Annotated in this window: 14 protein-coding genes; 1 reads left to right on the top strand and 13 read right to left on the bottom strand. The window is 42.3% G+C overall.

Translation table 11 applies throughout. From position 1 onward, the window contains the following. Positions 1-115: 115 nt before the first annotated feature. The 8 genes from gltB to dapF form a co-directional block, all read right to left on the bottom strand. Positions 116-4588, bottom strand: coding sequence for a glutamate synthase large subunit (gltB, locus tag M2135_RS03455; RefSeq protein ID WP_280747203.1), 4473 nt, complete (start codon positions 4586-4588; stop codon positions 116-118). A gap of 40 nt (positions 4589-4628) precedes the next feature. Beyond that, entirely contained in the window at positions 4629-6818 is a 2190-nt protein-coding gene (locus M2135_RS03450) for a glutamine synthetase III (RefSeq protein WP_280747202.1), read from the bottom strand. A gap of 73 nt (positions 6819-6891) precedes the next feature. Then, complete coding sequence (gene asnA / locus M2135_RS03445) at positions 6892-7926, bottom strand: aspartate--ammonia ligase (RefSeq protein WP_280747201.1); 1035 nt, start codon at positions 7924-7926, stop codon at positions 6892-6894. 17 nt (positions 7927-7943) lie between these two features. Continuing rightward, entirely contained in the window at positions 7944-9155 is a 1212-nt protein-coding gene (locus tag M2135_RS03440; RefSeq protein ID WP_280747334.1) for an ammonium transporter, read from the bottom strand. A 185-nt stretch (positions 9156-9340) separates the two neighbouring features. Continuing rightward, positions 9341-9697 (bottom strand): P-II family nitrogen regulator, encoded by a 357-nt coding sequence (locus M2135_RS03435; RefSeq protein WP_280747200.1) that lies wholly within the window; start codon positions 9695-9697, stop codon positions 9341-9343. 25 nt (positions 9698-9722) lie between these two features. Further along, positions 9723-10427 carry a hypothetical protein gene (locus M2135_RS03430; RefSeq protein ID WP_280747199.1) on the bottom strand — a complete coding sequence of 235 codons (705 nt, stop codon included), beginning with the start codon at positions 10425-10427 and terminating at the stop codon, positions 9723-9725. Between the two features lie 202 nt (positions 10428-10629). Continuing rightward, complete coding sequence (locus tag M2135_RS03425; protein ID WP_280747198.1) at positions 10630-11841, bottom strand: LL-diaminopimelate aminotransferase; 1212 nt, start codon at positions 11839-11841, stop codon at positions 10630-10632. A 12-nt stretch (positions 11842-11853) separates the two neighbouring features. Beyond that, positions 11854-12696, bottom strand: coding sequence for a diaminopimelate epimerase (gene dapF, locus M2135_RS03420; protein ID WP_280747197.1), 843 nt, complete (start codon positions 12694-12696; stop codon positions 11854-11856). A 418-nt stretch (positions 12697-13114) separates the two neighbouring features. On the opposite strand from dapF, the gene glmS reads away from it, so the two are divergent. Further along, positions 13115-14959 (top strand): glutamine--fructose-6-phosphate transaminase (isomerizing), encoded by a 1845-nt coding sequence (gene glmS / locus M2135_RS03415; protein ID WP_280747196.1) that lies wholly within the window; start codon positions 13115-13117, stop codon positions 14957-14959. Positions 14960-14981: 22 nt separating this feature from the next. Here the strand turns inward: glmS and M2135_RS03410 are convergent, their stop codons facing one another. Genes M2135_RS03410 through pstA form a run of 5 tightly spaced genes read right to left on the bottom strand, consistent with a single transcriptional unit; the run spans position 14982 to position 19730 of the window. Next, entirely contained in the window at positions 14982-16709 is a 1728-nt protein-coding gene (locus tag M2135_RS03410; RefSeq protein WP_280747195.1) for an ATP-binding protein, read from the bottom strand. Beyond that, positions 16706-17389 carry a response regulator transcription factor gene (locus M2135_RS03405; RefSeq protein ID WP_280747194.1) on the bottom strand — a complete coding sequence of 228 codons (684 nt, stop codon included), beginning with the start codon at positions 17387-17389 and terminating at the stop codon, positions 16706-16708. Before M2135_RS03405 ends, M2135_RS03410 begins: the two co-directional genes overlap by 4 nt. 55 nt (positions 17390-17444) lie before the next feature. Continuing rightward, complete coding sequence (gene phoU, locus M2135_RS03400; protein WP_280747193.1) at positions 17445-18110, bottom strand: phosphate signaling complex protein PhoU; 666 nt, start codon at positions 18108-18110, stop codon at positions 17445-17447. Between the two features lie 17 nt (positions 18111-18127). Continuing rightward, on the bottom strand, positions 18128-18874 hold the full coding sequence (pstB, locus tag M2135_RS03395; protein WP_280747192.1) for a phosphate ABC transporter ATP-binding protein PstB: 747 nt from the start codon (positions 18872-18874) through the stop codon (positions 18128-18130). A gap of 1 nt (position 18875) precedes the next feature. Further along, positions 18876-19730 carry a phosphate ABC transporter permease PstA gene (gene pstA / locus M2135_RS03390; protein ID WP_280747191.1) on the bottom strand — a complete coding sequence of 285 codons (855 nt, stop codon included), beginning with the start codon at positions 19728-19730 and terminating at the stop codon, positions 18876-18878. Position 19731 lies beyond the last annotated feature (1 nt).

Genomic DNA, 19731 nt, shown 5'->3' with positions numbered 1-19731 from the left:
GTGGTTGGGAAGGCTGCTCCGGGAGGAGCGGCCTTCTTTGTTTTAGAACGATCTACAAATCCTATAGAGAGTAAAACTAAACTGGTAGACGTGATTTTTATCTGTGCAACTTTACTTATGCAATTTTGCGATTGACAACCTCCATCTTTTCTTCCTGTAATACTTTTTTGTACTCAATCGGAGTTACTTTGATGAAATATTTCAAGTAGGTTGCCCAATCGTTCAATATCCTTTTTGCAAGAGGACTTTGCGTATGTTGGGCATGATTGGAAATGAGTTGAAAAAGTTCACGGTTGTCCGATTGATCTTCTATCAATGATAATTCGACCATTTCCATGTTACAATTTGAATCGAAATCGCCGTCCATATCCAATACGTAAGCTAATCCGCCACTCATCCCCGCAGCAAAATTTTTGCCTGTAGAGCCGAGTACTACGGTACGTCCGCCGGTCATGTATTCACAACAATGGTCGCCTACGCCTTCCACTACCGCAATAGCTCCACTGTTTCGTACACAAAACCGTTCGCCGACTTTCCCGTTGATATACACTTCGCCTGAAGTAGCGCCATACAGTAACGTATTTCCCGCAATGATATTCTTCTCGGGCACGAAATCGGAATGAGCCGGTGGAACCAGAATAATTTTTCCTCCCGACAAACCTTTTCCTAAATAATCGTTCGATTCACCTTCCAGGCGGAAGGTGATTCCCGGTGAAAGAAATGCACCGAAACTCTGCCCTGCCGAACCGTTGAATTTTACGCCAATGGTGTTATCAGGCAAACCGGCACCTCCATAACATTTTGCGATCTCACCCGAAAGCATTGCACCTACGGAGCGATCGGTATTGGTTATGATTTGTTTTATCTCGACTGCCAAAGCGGTCTTGATAGCCGGTTGTGCTTTGCGAATAAGTTCATGGTCAATAACCTTATCGATTTTATGCTCCTGGCTTTTGGTATAGCGAATAGCATTCCCATCACCGGCGAAGTACATCAACTTCTTTAAATCTAACTTCCCTATTTTTCCGCTTAACGCCAGCGGTTTGAGTGCAAGCAAGTCGCTTCGTCCGACAATTTCATCCATACTACGGAATCCCATTTGTGCCAGATGTTCACGTACTTCCTGCGCCAGGAATGTCATGAAATGAATGACATATTCATGTTTCCCTTTGAAACCTGCCCGTAGTTTTTCGTCTTGTGTAGCAATCCCAACCGGACAGGTATTCTGATGACATTTGCGATCCATCACACAACCAAGCACAATCAACACGCTTGTAGCAAAACCAAACTCTTCGGCTCCGAGCAATGCCGAGACAATAATGTCTTTACCTGTTTTCAATTGTCCATCGGTTTGCAAACGAACAAATCCACGCAGGTTATTCATCACCAAGGTCTGTTGTGTTTCGGCAAGCCCCAGTTCACCTGGAATACCGGCATGTTTCACCGAACTAATCGGACTGGCTCCCGTGCCACCTTCCGCCCCACTGATAATGATCCGGTCGGCTTTGGCTTTGGCTACACCGGCGGCAATCGTTCCAACACCGCTTTCGGCGACCAGCTTCACACTAATCTCAGCCGTCGGATTAATGTTCTTCAAATCAAAAATCAACTGTGCCAAATCTTCAATCGAATAAATATCGTGATGCGGTGGAGGTGAAATCAAGGTAATGCCCGGGATGGAATGCCGCGTTTTCGCAATGACTTTATCCACTTTGAATCCCGGCAGTTGACCGCCTTCGCCTGGTTTTGCCCCCTGTGCGACCTTAATTTGAAGCTCGTCGGCATTCACCAAATACTCGGCTGTGACCCCAAAACGTCCCGAAGCGATTTGTTTAATAGCGCTCCGGCGGTTCAGCCCGTCTTCACAGGTTCGGAAACGGGTAGGTTCTTCTCCGCCCTCACCCGTATTACTGCGTCCATGTATCTTGTTGAGTGCAATAGCGATTGCTTCATGCGCCTCTTTGCTGATAGAGCCGAAAGACATGGCACCGGTAACAAAATACCGGGCGATTGACTCGACCGGTTCTACTTCCGAGATATCGATGGGGTTACGTTTGTAAGTGAAAAAATCACGAAGGAAAACAGGATCTGTTTTTTCGTCTACAATATGCGTGTACTCTTTGTATTTCTCATAATCACCCAGGCGGGTCGCGATCTGCAATTTATTAATTGTCTCCGGATTCCAAGCGTGGTACTCTCCGTTTTTCCGATAGGTGTAAAAGCCCATGTTTTGCAACAAGGCATCTGTTCCATTTGGGTTATAAAACGCAGAGAAATGGTCGTATAATGTATCTTTGACAATATCGTCCAACTCAATCCCTCCAATACGCGAGACCATCCCACGGAAATAGTTGTCCAACAGTTTCTGGCTAATACCGACCGCCTCGAATATCTGTGCACCACGATAACTTCTCAAGGTCGAGATCCCCATCTTAGAAAGAACCTTCAATAGTCCTTTGTTGACCGCTTTGATGTAATTCTTCTCGGCAGTGTGGTAATCCAGTTGGATCTCATGCGAATCGACCGCATGCTCCAAGATAGAAAACACCATATAGGGATTGATTGCCGTTGCCCCAAAACCAAGCAATAGAGCGAAATGCATCACTTCACGCACTTCGGCGGTCTCCACCACAATGGCGATTTGCATCCGCTTCTTTTTATTGATTAAATGGTGGTGCACCGCCGAAACGGCAAGTAAAGAAGGAATAGCTGCCTGCTTCGCATTTATGCCTTTGTCGCTCAGAATGACATAATTGTATCCTTCGTTTACTGCCTGTTCGGTTTGGGCGCAAATCGTGCGGATGGCTTTCTCCAGATTATCCTCCGCATGGCCGTCTATATCAAACAATATAGGAATAGTTAATGTGCGGAATCCTTTGTATCCTAAATGCCGTAGGATATCCAAATCCCGGTTATTGATAACGGGTGTCTGCAATTTCACCATTTTACACAATTCGGGAGAAGGTTCAAGCAGATTGCCCTCCTGCGTACCGATATAAAGCGAAAGCGACATCACCAATTCTTCACGGATAGGGTCGATGGGCGGATTGGTTACCTGTGCGAACAACTGCCGGAAGTAATTGAACAAGCGCTGCGGCTTTTCAGAAAGTACCGCCAAAGGCGTATCATTCCCCATCGAACCGATCGGTTCCTTGCAGTCGGTAGTCATCGGCAGAATAATCCGTTCTATATCTTCTTTGGAATACCCGAAGGCTCGCAACAGTTGCGACTGATTCTCTACCTTATGTTTTACCGTTCTTCCCGAATGAATATCAGAGAGAATAATACGGTTTTTCGATAGCCATTCTTCGTAAGGATAGGCTTTAGACAGGGTTTCTTTTAACTGGGCATCATACTGGACTTCACCTTTTAAGGTGTCAACCATCAGCATTTTACCCGGTTGAAGCCGCCCCTTTTCTCTGATTTCCGAAGCTTCGAAAGGCAGTACTCCGGCTTCAGACGCTATCACCATGATGTCATTTTTCGTGACGAGATAACGCGCAGGGCGCAGTCCGTTGCGGTCGAGCATACCACCGGCATACCGCCCGTCGGTAAACAACAGCGTAGCCGGACCGTCCCATGGCTCCATAATAATACTATGGTATTCATAAAACGCTTTGAGTTCAGGCGGGATCGGATTCTTGTCGTTCCAGCTTTCAGGCACAAGCATAGCTAAAGCGTGCGGAAGTGTTTTACCCGACATAATCAGAAATTCCAATACATTATCCAACGAAGCACTATCGCTCATCCCTTGTTGGATTATTGGAAAGTTGAAAGTTGAAAGTTGAAAATTTCCCAAGAGATTTTCACGGGCTTCCATCCAATACCGGTTACCGCGAATGGTGTTGATTTCACCGTTATGCCCCAATAGGCGAAACGGCTGGGCTAAATCCCAGGTCGGAAACGTATTCGTACTGAAACGTGAATGCACCAACGCCAATCCGCTCGTGAAATACGGATTAGTCAGATCCGGGAAATACTCGCGCAATTGAGTGGATGTAAACATGCCTTTGTACACAATCCGCTGTGTAGAGAGGCTAACGATATAGAAACTCCGCTTGTCCTGTAAGGCTGATTGCAAAATATTTTTCTCAATTTTTTTACGGGCGACATACAGCCTTTGCTCCAAGTGATCACCCGAAAGATCCTGATCGACCACAAAGATCTGCCTGATCAACGGCTCGTTATTCCGGGATATCTCGCCCAGAATATCACTATTGACAGGCAGATCACGTACAGCCAGTAAATCCAAACCTTCCTGCGTCAATACATTCTTCAATGTATCCATGCAAAGCTTGGCTTGTTCTTCATCCTGAGGCAGAAAAACCAAACCGGTTCCGTATTTTCCTCTTTCGGGAACAGGTATTCCCTGCAATAGAATAAACTCGTGCGGAATCTGAAGCATAATACCAGCCCCATCGCCCGTCTTATTGTCTGCACTCTCAGCTCCACGATGGAGCATATTCTCCAGTACTTGCAAACTTTTTTCGACTATATCATGCGATTTGTTTCCGTGGATATCAATTACCAGTCCGACACCGCAGGCATCGTGTTCGAACTCGGGATTATATAAATTGTTTTGTTCCATTTTTTATAAAGTAAATAGAGCGACATTTTCATGTTTATTGTCATCTAATGAACAATAGTTCCCTGTATTTCGGTAATGTCCACATTTCATTATCTACCGTAAGTTCAAGCTTGTCGATATGATAGCGGATTTCATCGAAGTAAGGCGCTATTTTCTCACAATACACCAAGGCCTTTTCGCGTTCATTTTCTATCTTATTTGCTTGCTTACGTGCTTCCACCATCTCATCAACCTTCTTCTTGATAAAGTTCAGGTGATCGGCAATGTCTTCAATAATCAATAAATCTTGCGAAGCAATCTTTGCCGCCTTCTCCTTATCATATAAAGTAAATATCTTGGACACATTATCCAACAGCAGACCTTGGTAGCGGGTGGCAACGGGAATGATATGATTCATCGCCAAATCACCCAGTACACGGGCTTCGATCTGAATCTTTTTGGTATATTGCTCCCACTTCACTTCGTTGCGGGCATGTAATTCCCGCTCATTCAAGACGCCTGTCTTTGCAAAAAGGTCGATCGTTTGCGAGATGGTATAGGCATCGTAAATAACAGGCACTCGTGTTTCGCAGTCTAATCCGCGCTTTGCCGCTTCGACTTTCCATTCGTCACTGTATCCGTTACCATCGAAACGAATCGCTTTCGAGTCCCGGATATACATCCGAATCATCTGGAACACGGCTTCTTCTTCTGATTTACCAAAAGCGATCAAAGCATCGGTTTCCGCTTTGAACTGTTTCAACTGTCCGGCAACAGCCGTATTTAAAGCAAGCATGGCAGCGGCACAGTTAGCCGACGAACCCACGGCACGGAATTCGAAACGGTTGCCGGTAAAGGCAAACGGCGAAGTACGGTTACGGTCGGTATTATCGACCATAATCTCCGGAATATAATTCAATGACAAACGCTTACCTGTCTTTTCGCTGAGTTCAATGTCTTTGATCCCCTTGCTCGATTCTATTTCGTCGAGTAAAGCTGAGATCTGTGATCCCATAAAGACGGAAATGATAGCTGGCGGTGCCTCGTTAGCTCCCAGACGGTGCGCATTGGTAGCCGAAGAGATGCTGGCTTTCAGTAAAGCGTTATTCTTGTAAACCGCCATTAACACATTAGCAACAAAGGTGATAAATTGCAGGTTCTCCTTCGCGTTTTTACCTGCTCCCAAGAGGTTAATGCCCGTATCTGTGCCCAATGACCAGTTGTTATGCTTCCCCGAACCGTTTATCCCCTTAAACGGCTTTTCATGGAGAAGCACCTTGAAGTTATGACGTTCGGCAACGACATCCATGGTAGACATCAATAAGAGGTTGTGATCGACCGCCAGATTACATTCTTCGAAGATCGGTGCTACTTCGAACTGATTGGGAGCCACTTCGTTGTGGCGGGTCTTTACGGGAATACTCAACTTATAGCATTCGTATTCCAGATCACGCATAAAAGCGCATACTCGTGTCGGTATGGAACCGAAATAATGATCTTCCAACTGTTGGTTTTTTGCACTTTCATGTCCCATTAGAGTACGACCCGTAAGCGCCAAATCAGGACGGGCATTATACAAGGATCTATCTACCAGGAAATATTCCTGTTCCCAGCCCAGATAAGAGAAGACCTTTTTAACGTTTTTGTCGAAGTAACGACAAACATCGGTTGCTGCCTTATCCACAGCGGCGATCGATTTGAGCAGAGGTGTCTTGTAGTCCAGCGCTTCACCCGTATAGGAGATAAAAATGGTAGGAATACAAAGTGTATCTTTTACGATAAAAGCAGGAGAAGAAGGATCCCAGGCGGTGTATCCGCGCGCTTCAAACGTATTGCGGATACCGCCAGAAGGGAAGCTCGAAGCATCCGGCTCCTGTTGTGCCAACAGTTTCCCCGAGAATTCCTCGATCACTCCACCCTGTCCGTCGAAGTCAATAAAGGCATCATGCTTTTCAGCCGTACCATCGGTCAAGGGATGAAACCAGTGGGTATAATGTGTTGCCCCCATTTCCATCGCCCACATACGCATACCGGCAGCTACATGGTTGGCCACTTGTCTGTCCAATGGTTCGCCTTTGTCAATAGCATCCAATACCAATTTCAAAGTCTCTTTCGACAGGTATTTACGCATATTATTTCTGTCGAATACATACTTACCGAAGTATTCGGAAGCCTTAGGAGCCGGTGCCGATACTTCTACCGCTTCCCGTCCGGAAGCTTGTTTTACTGCACTAAATCTTAAATTTGCCATAGTTTATAGAGTTGAAAGTTGAAAATGAAGGTTGAAAGTGAAAGCCAATCCATTTTCAACTTTCAATTTTCAATTATTTAAGTATTATATTATTTACCAAACACTCATCTATCATTTCCTCCGGCCAGATGCTGGCTTGCACTTCACCGATATGGGCGCAATGCAATAGGAACATGCAGAGGCGCGACTGCCCGATTCCTCCTCCTATAGACAAAGGGATCTTATTTTCCAACAGGCTTTTGTGGAATTGCAATTCCTTGCGCTCTTCGCAACCTCTTATCCGGAGTTGTAACAACAGCGCGGCTTTATCGACACGTATACCCATAGAAGATATCTCGAATGCTTGCTCCAAGATTGTGTTCCAAACAATGATATCACCGTTCAAGCCTTTATAGCCATCCCGGGTCGGTGTGCTCCAGTCGTCGTAGTCGGGTGAACGTCCATCGTGTATCTTTCCATCGGGAAGCTCTCCACCGATACCGATCAGGAAGATGGCTCCGTATTTTTTAGCAGCTTTGTTTTCACGTTCTTTTGGCGAAAGGGAGGGATATTCCTTTTGTAGATCTTCCGTATGGATAAAGACAATATCTTCAGGCAGTGTAGGTGTTATATTCGGATATTGCCGGAATACATATTGCTCTGTATTCTTGAGTGCCTGATAAATCTTTTTGACCATAGCTTTCAGGAAATCCAGGTTCCGGTCGGAAGCGGTAATGGTGCGTTCCCAGTCCCATTGGTCGACATAGAGTGAATGGAGGTTATCCAGTTCTTCATCGGCACGGATAGCGTTCATGTCGGTATAAAGCCCTTTGCCTGGCTCAATGCCGTAAGTTCCAAGTTTCATCCGTTTCCATTTCGCCAATGAATGAACGATTTCTGCCTTCTTACCTCCGACAGCCGGAATCTCGAACGAAACAGGGCGCTCTACCCCGTTGAGATTATCATTAATGCCGGTTCCTGCAAGGACAAATAAGGGTGCAGTCACTCGTCTCAGGTCTAATGCTTGCGACAGTTCATCCTGAAACTTAACCTTTATCGCTTTTATTGCTTGTTCCATTTCTTCCGGAACCAGAGTAGGCTTATAGCCTTTGGGAATTGTTGTTTTCATAAATTGAAAGTTGAAAATTAGTTATAAGCGGTTTCGCCATGTTCGTATATATCCAAGCCTTCTTCTTCCACGCGTTTAGAAACACGGAGTCCAAAGAGCTTATCCAATGATTTGAAAATGATGAAGCCCATTCCGAGTGCCCATATTCCGACAACGGCAGCTCCGAAGACCTGTGCCCCGAGGAAGCTCCAACCCTGTCCGTAGAATAAGCCTTCGCTGGTGGAGAATAGTCCGATCATCAACGTTCCGAATACACCGCAAACACCATGTACGGTAGAAGCACCGACAGGATCGTCGATTTTAAGAATGCGATCGATAAACTCTACGGAGAACACCATCAGGATACCGGCAAGGATACCAATGATTAAAGCACCTACGGGAGAAACCATATCACATCCGGCTGTGATAGCCACCAATCCGGCTAATATACCGTTCAGCGTCAGTGACAAAGAGGGCTTTTTATAGCGCCACCAGGCTGTTATAAGAGAAGCAAATCCACCTCCACAGGCTGCTAAGTTGGTTGTCAGAAATACATGTGAGATAGCTACACGGTTTTCCTCACCCGAAGCGGCTAATTGGGAGCCGGGGTTAAAACCGAACCATCCGAACCAGAGAATGAAAACACCCAATGCGCCAATCGTTAAGTTATGTCCCGGAATAGCTTTCGACTTCCCGTCTTTTCCATACTTACCCATACGCGGGCCGACAATCCAGGCTCCGACCAATGCTATCCAGCCACCGACGGAGTGTACAATGGTTGATCCGGCAAAATCATGGAAAGTCGTTCCGAAGAGGTTCATCATGAAACTGCCTTCCTCGCTGTTCATCAGCCAGCCACCGCCCCAGGTCCAGTGGCCTGAGATTGGATAGATCAATACGCTAATACAAATGGTGTAAATCAGGTACATATGGAATTTAGTCCGTTCGGCCATTGCTCCCGAAACAATAGTAGCAGCTGTAGCACAGAATACAGTCTGGAATATCAAAAAGCCTTCAACAGGCAGTTCTGTTTCCAGAAAATCTATTTGAAAGAAATTCGGCATACCGGCAAATGTTCCGGATCCAAACATCAAGCCAAAACCTACAGCAAAGAACAGAATCGATCCCAATGTAAAATCGACAAAGTTCTTCATCAGAATATTTGCTGTACTTTTGGTACGGGTAAAACCGGCCTCGACCAATGCAAACCCCGGTTGCATAAAAAATACGAGCATGGCAGCCAACAACATCCAAACGGTGTCGAGGGATAAGGCAAGATCAGCAATACTGTCGAATGCGGCAGTCTCTTCTATAGCTGTGACTTCTACCACAGTTTCGGTAGTCTTTGCGAATGCCGCGAAGATCGAGAAAAATAAAATGGATATAAATAATATTCGTTTCATGTTTTGTTGTCTTTGTTATGTTAATAGCCCTGTTATTCTTCATGCTCTGCATTGTACAGAGCAATATCACCTTGCTCACCGGTTCGGATACGTACAGCATTTTCTACCGGAATGACAAAGATTCGTCCGTCCCCAATTTCACCTGTTTGCGCAGCTTCCTGTATGGCATCTATCGTCTTTTGTACATTCTTATCTCGAACAATGATGCTTACCAAAATTCGCTCAATACTACTTGTATCGTAAATGACACCACGGTAAATACGTCCTTGACGGGCTTTCCCAACACCTCTTACATCATAGTAAGAGAACCATTCGATATTGACGGTATCTAATGCTTCTTTGACATCATCGAATTTGGTTTTACGAATAATTGCTTCAATCTTTTTCATCTTTTCTGTTGTTTCAAATGAATACTTAAAAACTAAGTCCAAATACGAGAAATATATCCTCTGCTTCCGGGTTTGTCAGGACTTGTGCGAATACAGGTAATGAGAACCCGTCTGTAATACGCATTTCTTTTGAAGCTTTCAGTCCGATGTTGACAACGGCAAAATCGCCCGCATACATCCCTTCCCAAGGAGTAAGCCCAACTTCGGCTTCCAGGTTAACTTCTTTTATATTAAAGGGATAGCCCATTGAGATATAAGTAGAATAAGCCCTTTTGCCGTCTGCCTTGTAGTAGTCCTCACCGGCAAACATGGTGTTCCAGGAAAGAGAGAGCGGGAATTTCTCTATCGGTAACGAGTAGCTTAAAGAAGCTTCAAAGTGATGTGCCGTTTGATGGGCGCTGTATTTAAAGTATTTATAGGCACCTTCACCCGCCCACCAGTAATCAGTGATTGCTACTGAGAATCCACCCGTTTCATAACCAAGGGTAAAATCGACTTCTTTGGCTGTCCCGGAAAAGGGGACGCTACCCCATGCCGATAGGGAAAATCCTCCAACCGTCAAACCCATGGAAGGTTGGATAGCGGCACTTGTCTGATAGGCTCCACGCCATACGTAAGAGCTTACTAAATCGGCTCCCAGGTCGAAAGAGACTTTACTTTCTTTTTCTTCTTGCGCTTGCATGCAGACGGGAAGAAGAAATAAACAGGCGATAAAATATATTCTTTTCATTTTGATTATTCTTTTGAATGTTAAATACTTAAACCATTGTCTTTGTGTTAGAAAAAGGCTGTACCTCTCCCTGTCCGGAAGGATTACCCTTCCGGCTCGTATGGATGAAATGACGTTTTTCGTTATTTCAATCCTTTTCTCTTTTTATCGATTTCCCCTTAGCGGGGATTTTGTATGCGGGGATACAAATAGAAGTACAACATCATAATGTAGTGGATTTGAGATTAATCTTCCATCTTTCTATTGCTTCGATGGTATTTTCTCTTGTACCGAAAGCTGTCATGCGCACGAAACCTTCTCCATTTATACCGAATCCGACACCGGGAGTACAAACGATTTGGCATTCATATAATAACGTATCAAAAAAGTCCCAGGAAGATATTCCTCCAGGCGTTTTTACCCAAATGTAGGGCGCATTTATTCCTCCATAAGTCTCATAACCTAAAGCCTGTAAGCTGTTTTTTATGATTTGGGCATTTTCCATATAATAATCAATCGCCTGGCGAATTTGTTGTTTTCCTTCGGGAGAATAAACCGCCTCGGCTCCGCGTTGTACGATATAGGCCGTTCCATTGAACTTGGTCGATTGTCGCCTACGCCATAGCTTATTCAGCGAATGTGCCTCGCCGTTCCTATCAAACCCTATCAGATCCTTGGGGACAACAGTATATCCGCAGCGCACGCCTGTGAATCCGGCTGTTTTCGAGAAACTCCGGAATTCGATCGCCACTTGTTTCGCCCCTTCTATTTCATAAATGCTGTGAGGCACATCCTCTTCTGTGATAAAGGATTCATAAGCCGCGTCGAACAAAATCAGTGCCTTATTCTCCAACGCATAGTCAACCCATTGTTTTAATTGCTCTCTTGTCAGTGTCGTCCCGGTCGGATTGTTCGGATAGCAGAGGTAGATGATATCCACCTTCCCGGCAGGGATCTCAGGAACAAATCCGTTTTCACATACAGCCGGCAGGTAGAGTATGTTGCGCCCTGCCATTTGGTTGGTGTCCTGATAAACCGGATAGACCGGATCAGTAATGACTACCCTATTCTCTATATCTAATATATCACCGATATTTCCGGTATCACTTTTTGCACCGTCACTTACAAAAATTTCGTCGTTATCCAGTTGAATACCTCGCGCATTGAAGTCATTTTTAACAATGGCATCAATCAGAAAGGAGTATCCGCATTCAGGAGCATATCCCCGCATCGTAGAGGCAACGGCCATCTCTTCAACGGCTTTGTGCATCGCCTGGAGAACTGCCGGAGCCAATGGACGGGTTATATCACCTATACCCAGGCTTATGACTTTTGCATCCGGATACGTTGTTTTATAATCAGTAACTTTTTTCGCTATTTCCGAAAACAGATAACTTTCGGATAATTTCAAAAAATGATCGTTTATTAATGCCATTTTTTAATCGTTTTAAGACTGATAAGTTAAGAGTTCTCCTTCGAATACGATCACTGCTTCACCTGTCATATATACATGATTGTCTTTCTCATTCCATTCAATTTGCAACTCTCCACCGGGAAGTGCAATGGTTGCTTTTCGTTCTAAACAACCGGTAAGTACGCCTGCGACCAATACCGCACATGCACCAGTTCCACAGGCCTGTGTTTCACCGGTTCCTCGTTCCCAAACCCGCACATATGCCTCTTGAGGGGATCTAATCTCGACAAATTCCACATTCGTGCGTTCCGGAAACATGCCTGATGATTCAATTTTTTTACCTATATTTTCTAATATCAATCCATTTATCTTAGAACAAAAAATAATGGTATGCGGATTACCCATAGACACACACGTTATTTTATATTGTTCGGGATTGAAATCTATTGTTTTATTCACGATTCTTTCTCCGGAAGACAATACCGGAATATCCGCGGGGCGAAGGATGGGCTCTCCCATATCTACACAAACCTGTTTGATTTTTTCGTTTGTGGGATATAAGTGAAGTTGTTTGATTCCGGCTTTTGTTTCAAGCAATATATCTGTTTTCTGAGTCAGGCCTTTGTCAAACACATATTTCCCTACACAACGGGAAGCATTCCCACACATCTGCGACTCCGATCCGTCTGGATTAAACATCCGCATTTGAAAATCAGCTACATCAGACGCCATAATCAATACTAACCCATCGGAGCCAATTCCTTTGTGGCGATCGCTAACTAAAACAGCTAGTTTTTCTGGAAAATCAACCCTTTCTTCGAAACAATTGATGTAAACATAATCGTTTCCGATACCGTGCATTTTCGTAAATTTCATCTTTAAATAACCTTTGTGTCAAAAAGAAACTAATACCGCCGCAAAATTGAGCATAATATTTTATATATACAAGAAAAAAAGACATAAAGATTATTATTTAACAAATATAGTGTTATAATGTCTGATCTATCTGCGATTTGATATCCTTTTAACATATCGCCTCTTTGGAAGATGTTGATTATAATATTATGTCATTTAATCCGCCACAAACCCATCTAAATAACACTTTCTATGCCATAAAAAAGACATAATAATGTTTTCAATGTTGTATTTATAGATTTTTGTTACCACATTTGTATCCTCTTATAATAAGGAAAAAGAAAAAGTCAGGTCAACACAATCTAAAAAAACATCTCTACTATTGGAAGCATAAAATTCTGATTAAAAACAGGGATGAGTATAAATAAAAATTTAAAACATGTGTGGAATTGTAGGATATATCGGGAGACAAAATGCATTTCCCATTTTGACAAAAGGTTTGCATCGTTTGGAATATAGAGGATATGACAGTGCGGGCGTCGCACTGCTTAATCAAGAAAATGAATTAAACATTTATAAGGTCAAAGGTCGAGTTTCAGACTTGGAACTGTTTTGTGAAGGCAAAGATATTTCCGGGCATGCGGGTATTGCCCACACCCGGTGGGCAACGCACGGCGAACCCAATCAGGCCAATGCGCATCCGCATTATTCACAATCCGAAAGCCTGGCTCTAATTCACAATGGAATCATCGAGAACTATACAGTTCTAAAAACAGGATTAATGCAAAAAGGCTACACGTTTCAAAGCGAAACCGATACGGAAGTACTCGTTCAACTGATTGAATACATAAAGACCGGCAATAACGTTGATATAATAACAGCGGTTCGGTTAGCTTTGAAACAAGTAGTAGGCGCTTATGCTATTGCTATTATAGAAAGGCAAAATCCCGAATTTATCATCGTAGCTCGGAAAAGCAGTCCGTTAGTTGTCGGAATCGGTAAAGACGAATTTTTTATCGCATCTGATGCCTCTCCCATTATCGACCACACCGATAAGGTTATTTATCTGGAAGATGAAGAGATTGCGGTTATACATCGAGATAAAGCACCACAAGTTTTAAGTCTGGCAAATGTGGAGAAAACGCCGCAAACCATTCAGTTGGAAGTAAGTTTAAGTGAATTAGAGAAAGGCGAATATCCTCATTTCATGCTCAAAGAGATATTCGAACAACCCCAAACTTTACGCGATTGTATGCGTGGACGTGTCAATATCGATTGTAACAACCTGACTCTTTCGGGCATTATTGATCACAAAGAGCGTTTTCTCAAAGCACGTCGTATTATTATTCTTGCTTGTGGAACTTCCTGGCACGCCGGACTGATAGGCGAATATTTACTGGAAGAGTTTTGCCGTATTCCAGTAGAAGTAGAATATTCTTCCGAATTCCGTTACCGGAATCCCGTCATCTATCCGGATGATATCGTAATAGCGATTTCCCAATCGGGAGAGACTGCTGATACTTTGGCTGCTATTGAATTGGCAAAGAAAGCCGGTGCTTTTGTTTATGGCATATGTAATGTGGTTGGTTCTTCCATTCCCCGTAATACGAATTCGGGATCTTATACACACGTAGGGGTGGAAATCGGAGTAGCATCCACCAAAGCGTTCACAGCTCAGGTTTTAGTACTGATCATGATGGCTATAAACATAGGGAAAGAAAAAAATACGATTCCAAACGAACAATATGAACACATTTTATCCGAGTTGAACCAAATTCCGGAAAAGATAGAAGCCATTCTAGAACAGAATATTATCATAGAGGATTTATCAAAAACATTCACCTATGCCCATAACTTCATTTATATGGGACGAGGTTATTCCTACCCGATTGCGATGGAAGGAGCTTTGAAACTGAAGGAAATATCATATATCCACGCTGAGGGTTATCCGGCTGCCGAAATGAAACATGGGCCGATTGCCCTGATTGATCAGGATATGCCTGTAATAGTCATAGCCACACACGATGGTACGTATGAAAAAATGATCAGTAATATTCAAGAAATCAAAGCGCGTAACGGAAGGATTCTGGCTATTGTAAATCAATCGGATAATAAGGTAAAAAATATAGCTGATTATGTGATTGAAATCCCTAATACAGCAGAATGCCTGAGCCCTCTACTATCCATAATTCCTTTACAATTGCTATCCTATCATATTGCCGTAAAAAAGGGTCGGGATGTGGATATGCCAAGAAATTTGGCCAAATCAGTTACGGTGGAATAAGAAGAGAAATTGATGAGCCCTCTTATATATCTGTTTTAGAAAGCTTAAACAAGAATTCCAATCCTCCTTCAGCTCTATTCTTTACAACAATAGTTCCTTTATGAAACAATATGGCATTTTTTACGATGGATAGTCCAAGTCCGGAGCCTCCGGTGTCACGTGTACGTCCTTCATTTACTCTGTAGAAACGCTCGAAGAGACGATTCAAATGGCGTTCATCGCTAATGCCAATACCGGTATCAGAATAAGAGAAGTGATAGCAGTTTTTATCTTCGTTGTACCTATTTACTGTGATCGTAATATCTCTTCCCGCATAACGTATGGCATTATCCGTAAGGTTGCGAAATATGGAATAGAGCAGATTGCGATTTCCCTGAATAGTTACATTAGCCATATTCATCCATTGGAAATCAATATTTTTTTCACACAAAAGTTCATTCAAATCTTCTTTTAAACTATGAAGCAGTTCTTCTAGATGAATTTCTTCCTGCTTAAAGGTTGACGGAGCTTCTTCTATCTTTGTGATTAGGCTCATATCTTGAATTAATTCGGAAAGTACGATGGTTTGCTCATGCGCTTTAGTCAGGAAATTATGTATTTTTCCCTCATCTAAGGGTTGTCCCAATGCGATTTCAAGATAGCCGCGAATACAGGTTACAGGAGTGCGTAACTCATGTGCAATATTAGAAGTCATTTCCTGTTTTAACAAACGTGTTTTTTCTTGTTTGGTAATGTCATTGATCATGATTTCAAAGCTGCGATCTTCAAAAATATTAACCCGTATATTGAACTGTTTTCCTTGCTTATTAATTTGTGTCTCATAATAATTATCATCTAGTCCTATTCCTGACAAGAACTCTGAAACGTCTACAAACGAAGGATCTGCAAATAAGATTGCAGGGTCTGATACAGATTCATCTGTAATGATATTCAGGTATTGTATAAATAGTCCATTATAAAAACTCACCTTTTTATCGGAAGAGAAGAAGCATAAACCTTCTCCCGAACTATGAACATGCTGCAGTAGCTTCTCCCGTTCAAGGGTTATTTCTTTTTTTCTTTCCTTTATTTGCTTGTAATTATCAATGATTTTTCTTCCGACCTCGCCCAATTCATCTTCCGGGAACTCAATTTGTATCTTCTCGGGTTCATTTCCCTTTAAAGCAAATTCCTTTAGTTTTTTAATCGACTTACCAAAACGGTCAGCTACATAATTAATGAGAAGTAGTGTGATTACAAATAAAACGAGTATATAGTATAGAAATGAATTATCAGACTTCAAGAGGTTTTGGATATGAATGTCATAGGGAAATGCCACACGAATGAAATAGTTGTTATTTCGTTTGGCATAGTACAGATACTTTTGATTGTTCGTAGCCGATGTCCGGATATGAGAGCCTTTCACGTAGGCTTTTGCTTGAACAATTTCAGGACGTTCGGCATGGTTTTCAGATAACAGATCGTTTTCTACTGCATTATCATAAACCACAATTCCCTGTCGGTCAATTAGTGTCATACGAAGATTTTTAGGCAAAAGGGCGGATATGCTATCTATCGCTTGTCGTGGAGAGTCGGCATACTTTTCCAATGATGCCTGAATTATTCCGGTATAGGCATCTAATTTCTCTTCCAAGGCTTCTGTCCGAAATTTTGTTTCGCGTGATTGTTCAAATACAATTATCCCAATAGTAAACAATGCGAATATGAGGAAGAAGTATAATGATAGTCTTTGCTTATAGGTTATTTTCATATATTGGAGATATTAAACCGGTATCCATAACCCGAACGATTAGAGATGAATGATGAATAGTCACCTAATTTTTTCCGTAAACGTGTAATATGAACATCTACTGTTCTTTCAGTGACATAAGGAGTTTTCTCCCAAATATGATCTATAATTTCTTCACGGGAGAAGATACGTTCCTGATGTTTGACTAGAAATTCAAGAATCTCAAACTCTGTTCTCGTCAGCGAAACGAGTTTTTCTCCGACAAATACATCTTTTGTATCAAAATCAATTATAAAATCTTTATAGATAAACCGGCTTATGGACTTGACTTCGGTAATTTGCCTTTTCAGCATAGCTTTTACACGGGCTGAAACTTCTTTGAGTGAAAAAGGTTTTGAAATATAGTCATCTCCACCAACAGAGAAACCTGTTAGCATATCATTTTCTGTATTTTTTGCCGTAAGGAAAATAATCGGTATTAGATTGCCATTATTACGCAATGTTTCTGCCATTTTGTACCCTGACATTCCACCCATCATCACATCCAAAAGAATAAGCGAATATTCCGACGTAAGCTTCTCGAAAGCTTCCTCTGCGGAACAAGCACAAACAACTTCATAACCATCGTTTGTGAGTGTATAAAATAAGATTTCGCAGATATTGGCTTCATCGTCAACAACAAGTATTTTTTGTTTTTCCATACGCCTTTATTTTTTACAAAAATAATCATTCGAAATGACTTGGATTGCAAATACTTTATTTCTTTATCCCATGCTTTAAAACCTTGGCATCCACATAAAATACAATTTCTTCTACGATATTGCTGCAATGATCCCCTATACGTTCTAATTTGCGGATTAGAAGCATCAATTTCAATCCGCAACGGATAAATGAAGGTTCGGATTCTAAATAGTTTGTCAATATATCAAGAGAGTTATGGTATAAAGTGTCTATCTCATCATCTTTGGCAAGGATTTTACCGGAAACTTTTGTGTTTTCCGATTCAAGAGCGACAAAACTATCGGATAGCATGGAAATTAAGGTTTCAAACATCTTCTCCAACTGTAGTTCTTCTATTATCTGCGGGTTTATTTTGCTGCAGCCATCATCAATGACATGCCGGGCAACTCCTTCAGCAAAGTCGCCGATACGTTCAAGGGTACTGCTGATTTTTATCAGTGAAAGTACCAATCGCAGGTCAATAGCTACCGGACTATACAAAGCAATGTAGTTTTCACAATCACTGTCTATTTTCAGTTCAAAAGCATCGACGCGCTTTTCACGGCTGGCAATTTCCCTTGCCAGTTCGATATCGCCATTCAGGAAAGATTGTTTTGCTTTTTCCAGTTGTGAAAGAACCAACCTCCACATTTGGCTTATTTCCTCTTTTAATTCTTGCAACTCTTTTTCAGTATGTTTCATCTCTGTTTATTTTAATATTAACCGAATCTACCGGTAATATAGTTTTGGGTTTGCTCTTTTTCCGGTTTTAAGAATATTTTCTTGGTATCATCGTATTCAATCAGTTCGCCAAGCATAAAAAAGCCTGTTTTATCACTCACACGGGCTGCTTGTTGCATATTATGGGTAACAATAACAATTGTATACTCGTTTTTAAGGGAATGTATCAGTTCCTCTATCTTGGAAGTGGATATAGGATCGAGAGCCGAAGCAGGCTCATCCATCAATAGGACAGACGGAGATATAGCCAGCGCCCGCGCAATACAAAGCCGTTGCTGTTGTCCCCCGGAGAGTTCAAAAGCTGATTTTTTCAGTTTATCTTTCACCTCGTCCCAAAGGGCGGCAGCCTTTAGTGATTCTTCTACCCGCTGGGTGATATATGATTTATCCCGGATATCATTTACCCGCAAGCCATAAGCTACGTTTTCAAAAATGGATTTCGGAAAAGGATTGGGTTTTTGAAATACCATACCGACTTTTTTCCGCAGTTCATCTACTTGTATTGACTTATGGTAAATGTTTTGCCCGTCAATCAGACATTCACCCGTAAGCCGAGTATCGTCTATCAACTCATTCATGCGGTTAAACAGGCGCAGGAATGTAGATTTTCCACAACCTGACGGGCCGATAAAAGCCGTTACCGTGTTTGCCTCAATTTCCATGTTGATATTCTTTAAGGCATAGAAATCACCGTAATAAAAATTTATGTCTTTTGCTTGTATCATATTAGTTTGTTTTTACTTTTTGTCCGAAATACCTCCTCAGAGCCGTAGCAAGTAAATTCATTAACAAAACAATGGCTATCAACACTAAAGCGGTTCCGTAAGCAATCGGACGGGAAGCCTCTATATCTGTTCCGCTTGTTGCAATCACGTATAGGTGGTATGGTAAAGCCATTACCTGATCGAATATACTATTAGGGAGTTTGGGTAGAAAATAAGCAGCTACCGTAAACAGGATTGGTGCAGTTTCTCCTGAAACCCTGCCGATGGAAAGAATCAGTCCGGTTATGATATTGGGGAAGGCCATTGGTAATATCACCCTATGGATTGTTTGCAGTTTGCTTGCTCCTAAAGCCAGACTCCCTGTCCGATAAGAGTCGGGTATGGCTTTCAATGCCTCTTCCGTAGTACGAATGATCAGGGGTAAAACCAATAATCCGAGTGTACACGAACCGGCCAGAATGGAATCTCCGAATTTCAGTGTATTTACAAACAAAACCATACCGAATAAACCAAATACAATAGAAGGAATACTTCCCAGATTATTAGTCATAATGCGGATAAAACGAACAATCCAGCCGTTTCCGGCATATTCATTCATGAAAATGGCCGACATCACCCCAATAGGGAAAGCAAATATAACGCTTCCGACGATCAGACACAGAGTCCCTACGATAGCCGGAAAAATTCCACCTGCTGTCATTCCTTCTTTGGGAACTGTTGTCAGAAATTCCCAGTTAATAACACCAATACCATTGTATAAAATAAATCCGAGTATCCAGAAAAGAATAATAACAACCAGCAATCCCAATATACGGAAAATAATAAATGCTATTTTTTGCTTCGTCTTTTTGTTCATA

The sequence above is a fragment of the Parabacteroides sp. PF5-9 genome (genome assembly GCF_029893105.1).
GTDB lineage: Bacteria > Bacteroidota > Bacteroidia > Bacteroidales > Tannerellaceae > JARXWG01.
This window is presented reverse-complemented; position numbering and strand designations above follow the sequence as displayed.

Coding starts and splice junctions, on each gene's coding strand:
- M2135_RS03435 (WP_280747200.1), bottom strand. CDS start 9,697: ATGAAAAAGATTGAAGCAATTATTCGTAAAACCAAATTCGATGATGTC.
- phoU (WP_280747193.1), bottom strand. CDS start 18,110: ATGAAACATACTGAAAAAGAGTTGCAAGAATTAAAAGAGGAAATAAGC.
- M2135_RS03440 (WP_280747334.1), bottom strand. CDS start 9,155: ATGTTGTTGGCTGCCATGCTCGTATTTTTTATGCAACCGGGGTTTGCA.
- pstA (WP_280747191.1), bottom strand. CDS start 19,730: ATGAACAAAAAGACGAAGCAAAAAATAGCATTTATTATTTTCCGTATA.
- glmS (WP_280747196.1), top strand. CDS start 13,115: ATGTGTGGAATTGTAGGATATATCGGGAGACAAAATGCATTTCCCATT.
- M2135_RS03430 (WP_280747199.1), bottom strand. CDS start 10,427: ATGAAAAGAATATATTTTATCGCCTGTTTATTTCTTCTTCCCGTCTGC.
- M2135_RS03450 (WP_280747202.1), bottom strand. CDS start 6,818: ATGGCAAATTTAAGATTTAGTGCAGTAAAACAAGCTTCCGGACGGGAA.
- M2135_RS03410 (WP_280747195.1), bottom strand. CDS start 16,709: ATGAAAATAACCTATAAGCAAAGACTATCATTATACTTCTTCCTCATA.
- M2135_RS03425 (WP_280747198.1), bottom strand. CDS start 11,841: ATGGCATTAATAAACGATCATTTTTTGAAATTATCCGAAAGTTATCTG.
- pstB (WP_280747192.1), bottom strand. CDS start 18,874: ATGATACAAGCAAAAGACATAAATTTTTATTACGGTGATTTCTATGCC.
- M2135_RS03405 (WP_280747194.1), bottom strand. CDS start 17,389: ATGGAAAAACAAAAAATACTTGTTGTTGACGATGAAGCCAATATCTGC.
- gltB (WP_280747203.1), bottom strand. CDS start 4,588: ATGGAACAAAACAATTTATATAATCCCGAGTTCGAACACGATGCCTGC.
- dapF (WP_280747197.1), bottom strand. CDS start 12,696: ATGAAATTTACGAAAATGCACGGTATCGGAAACGATTATGTTTACATC.
- asnA (WP_280747201.1), bottom strand. CDS start 7,926: ATGAAAACAACAATTCCCAAAGGCTATAAGCCTACTCTGGTTCCGGAA.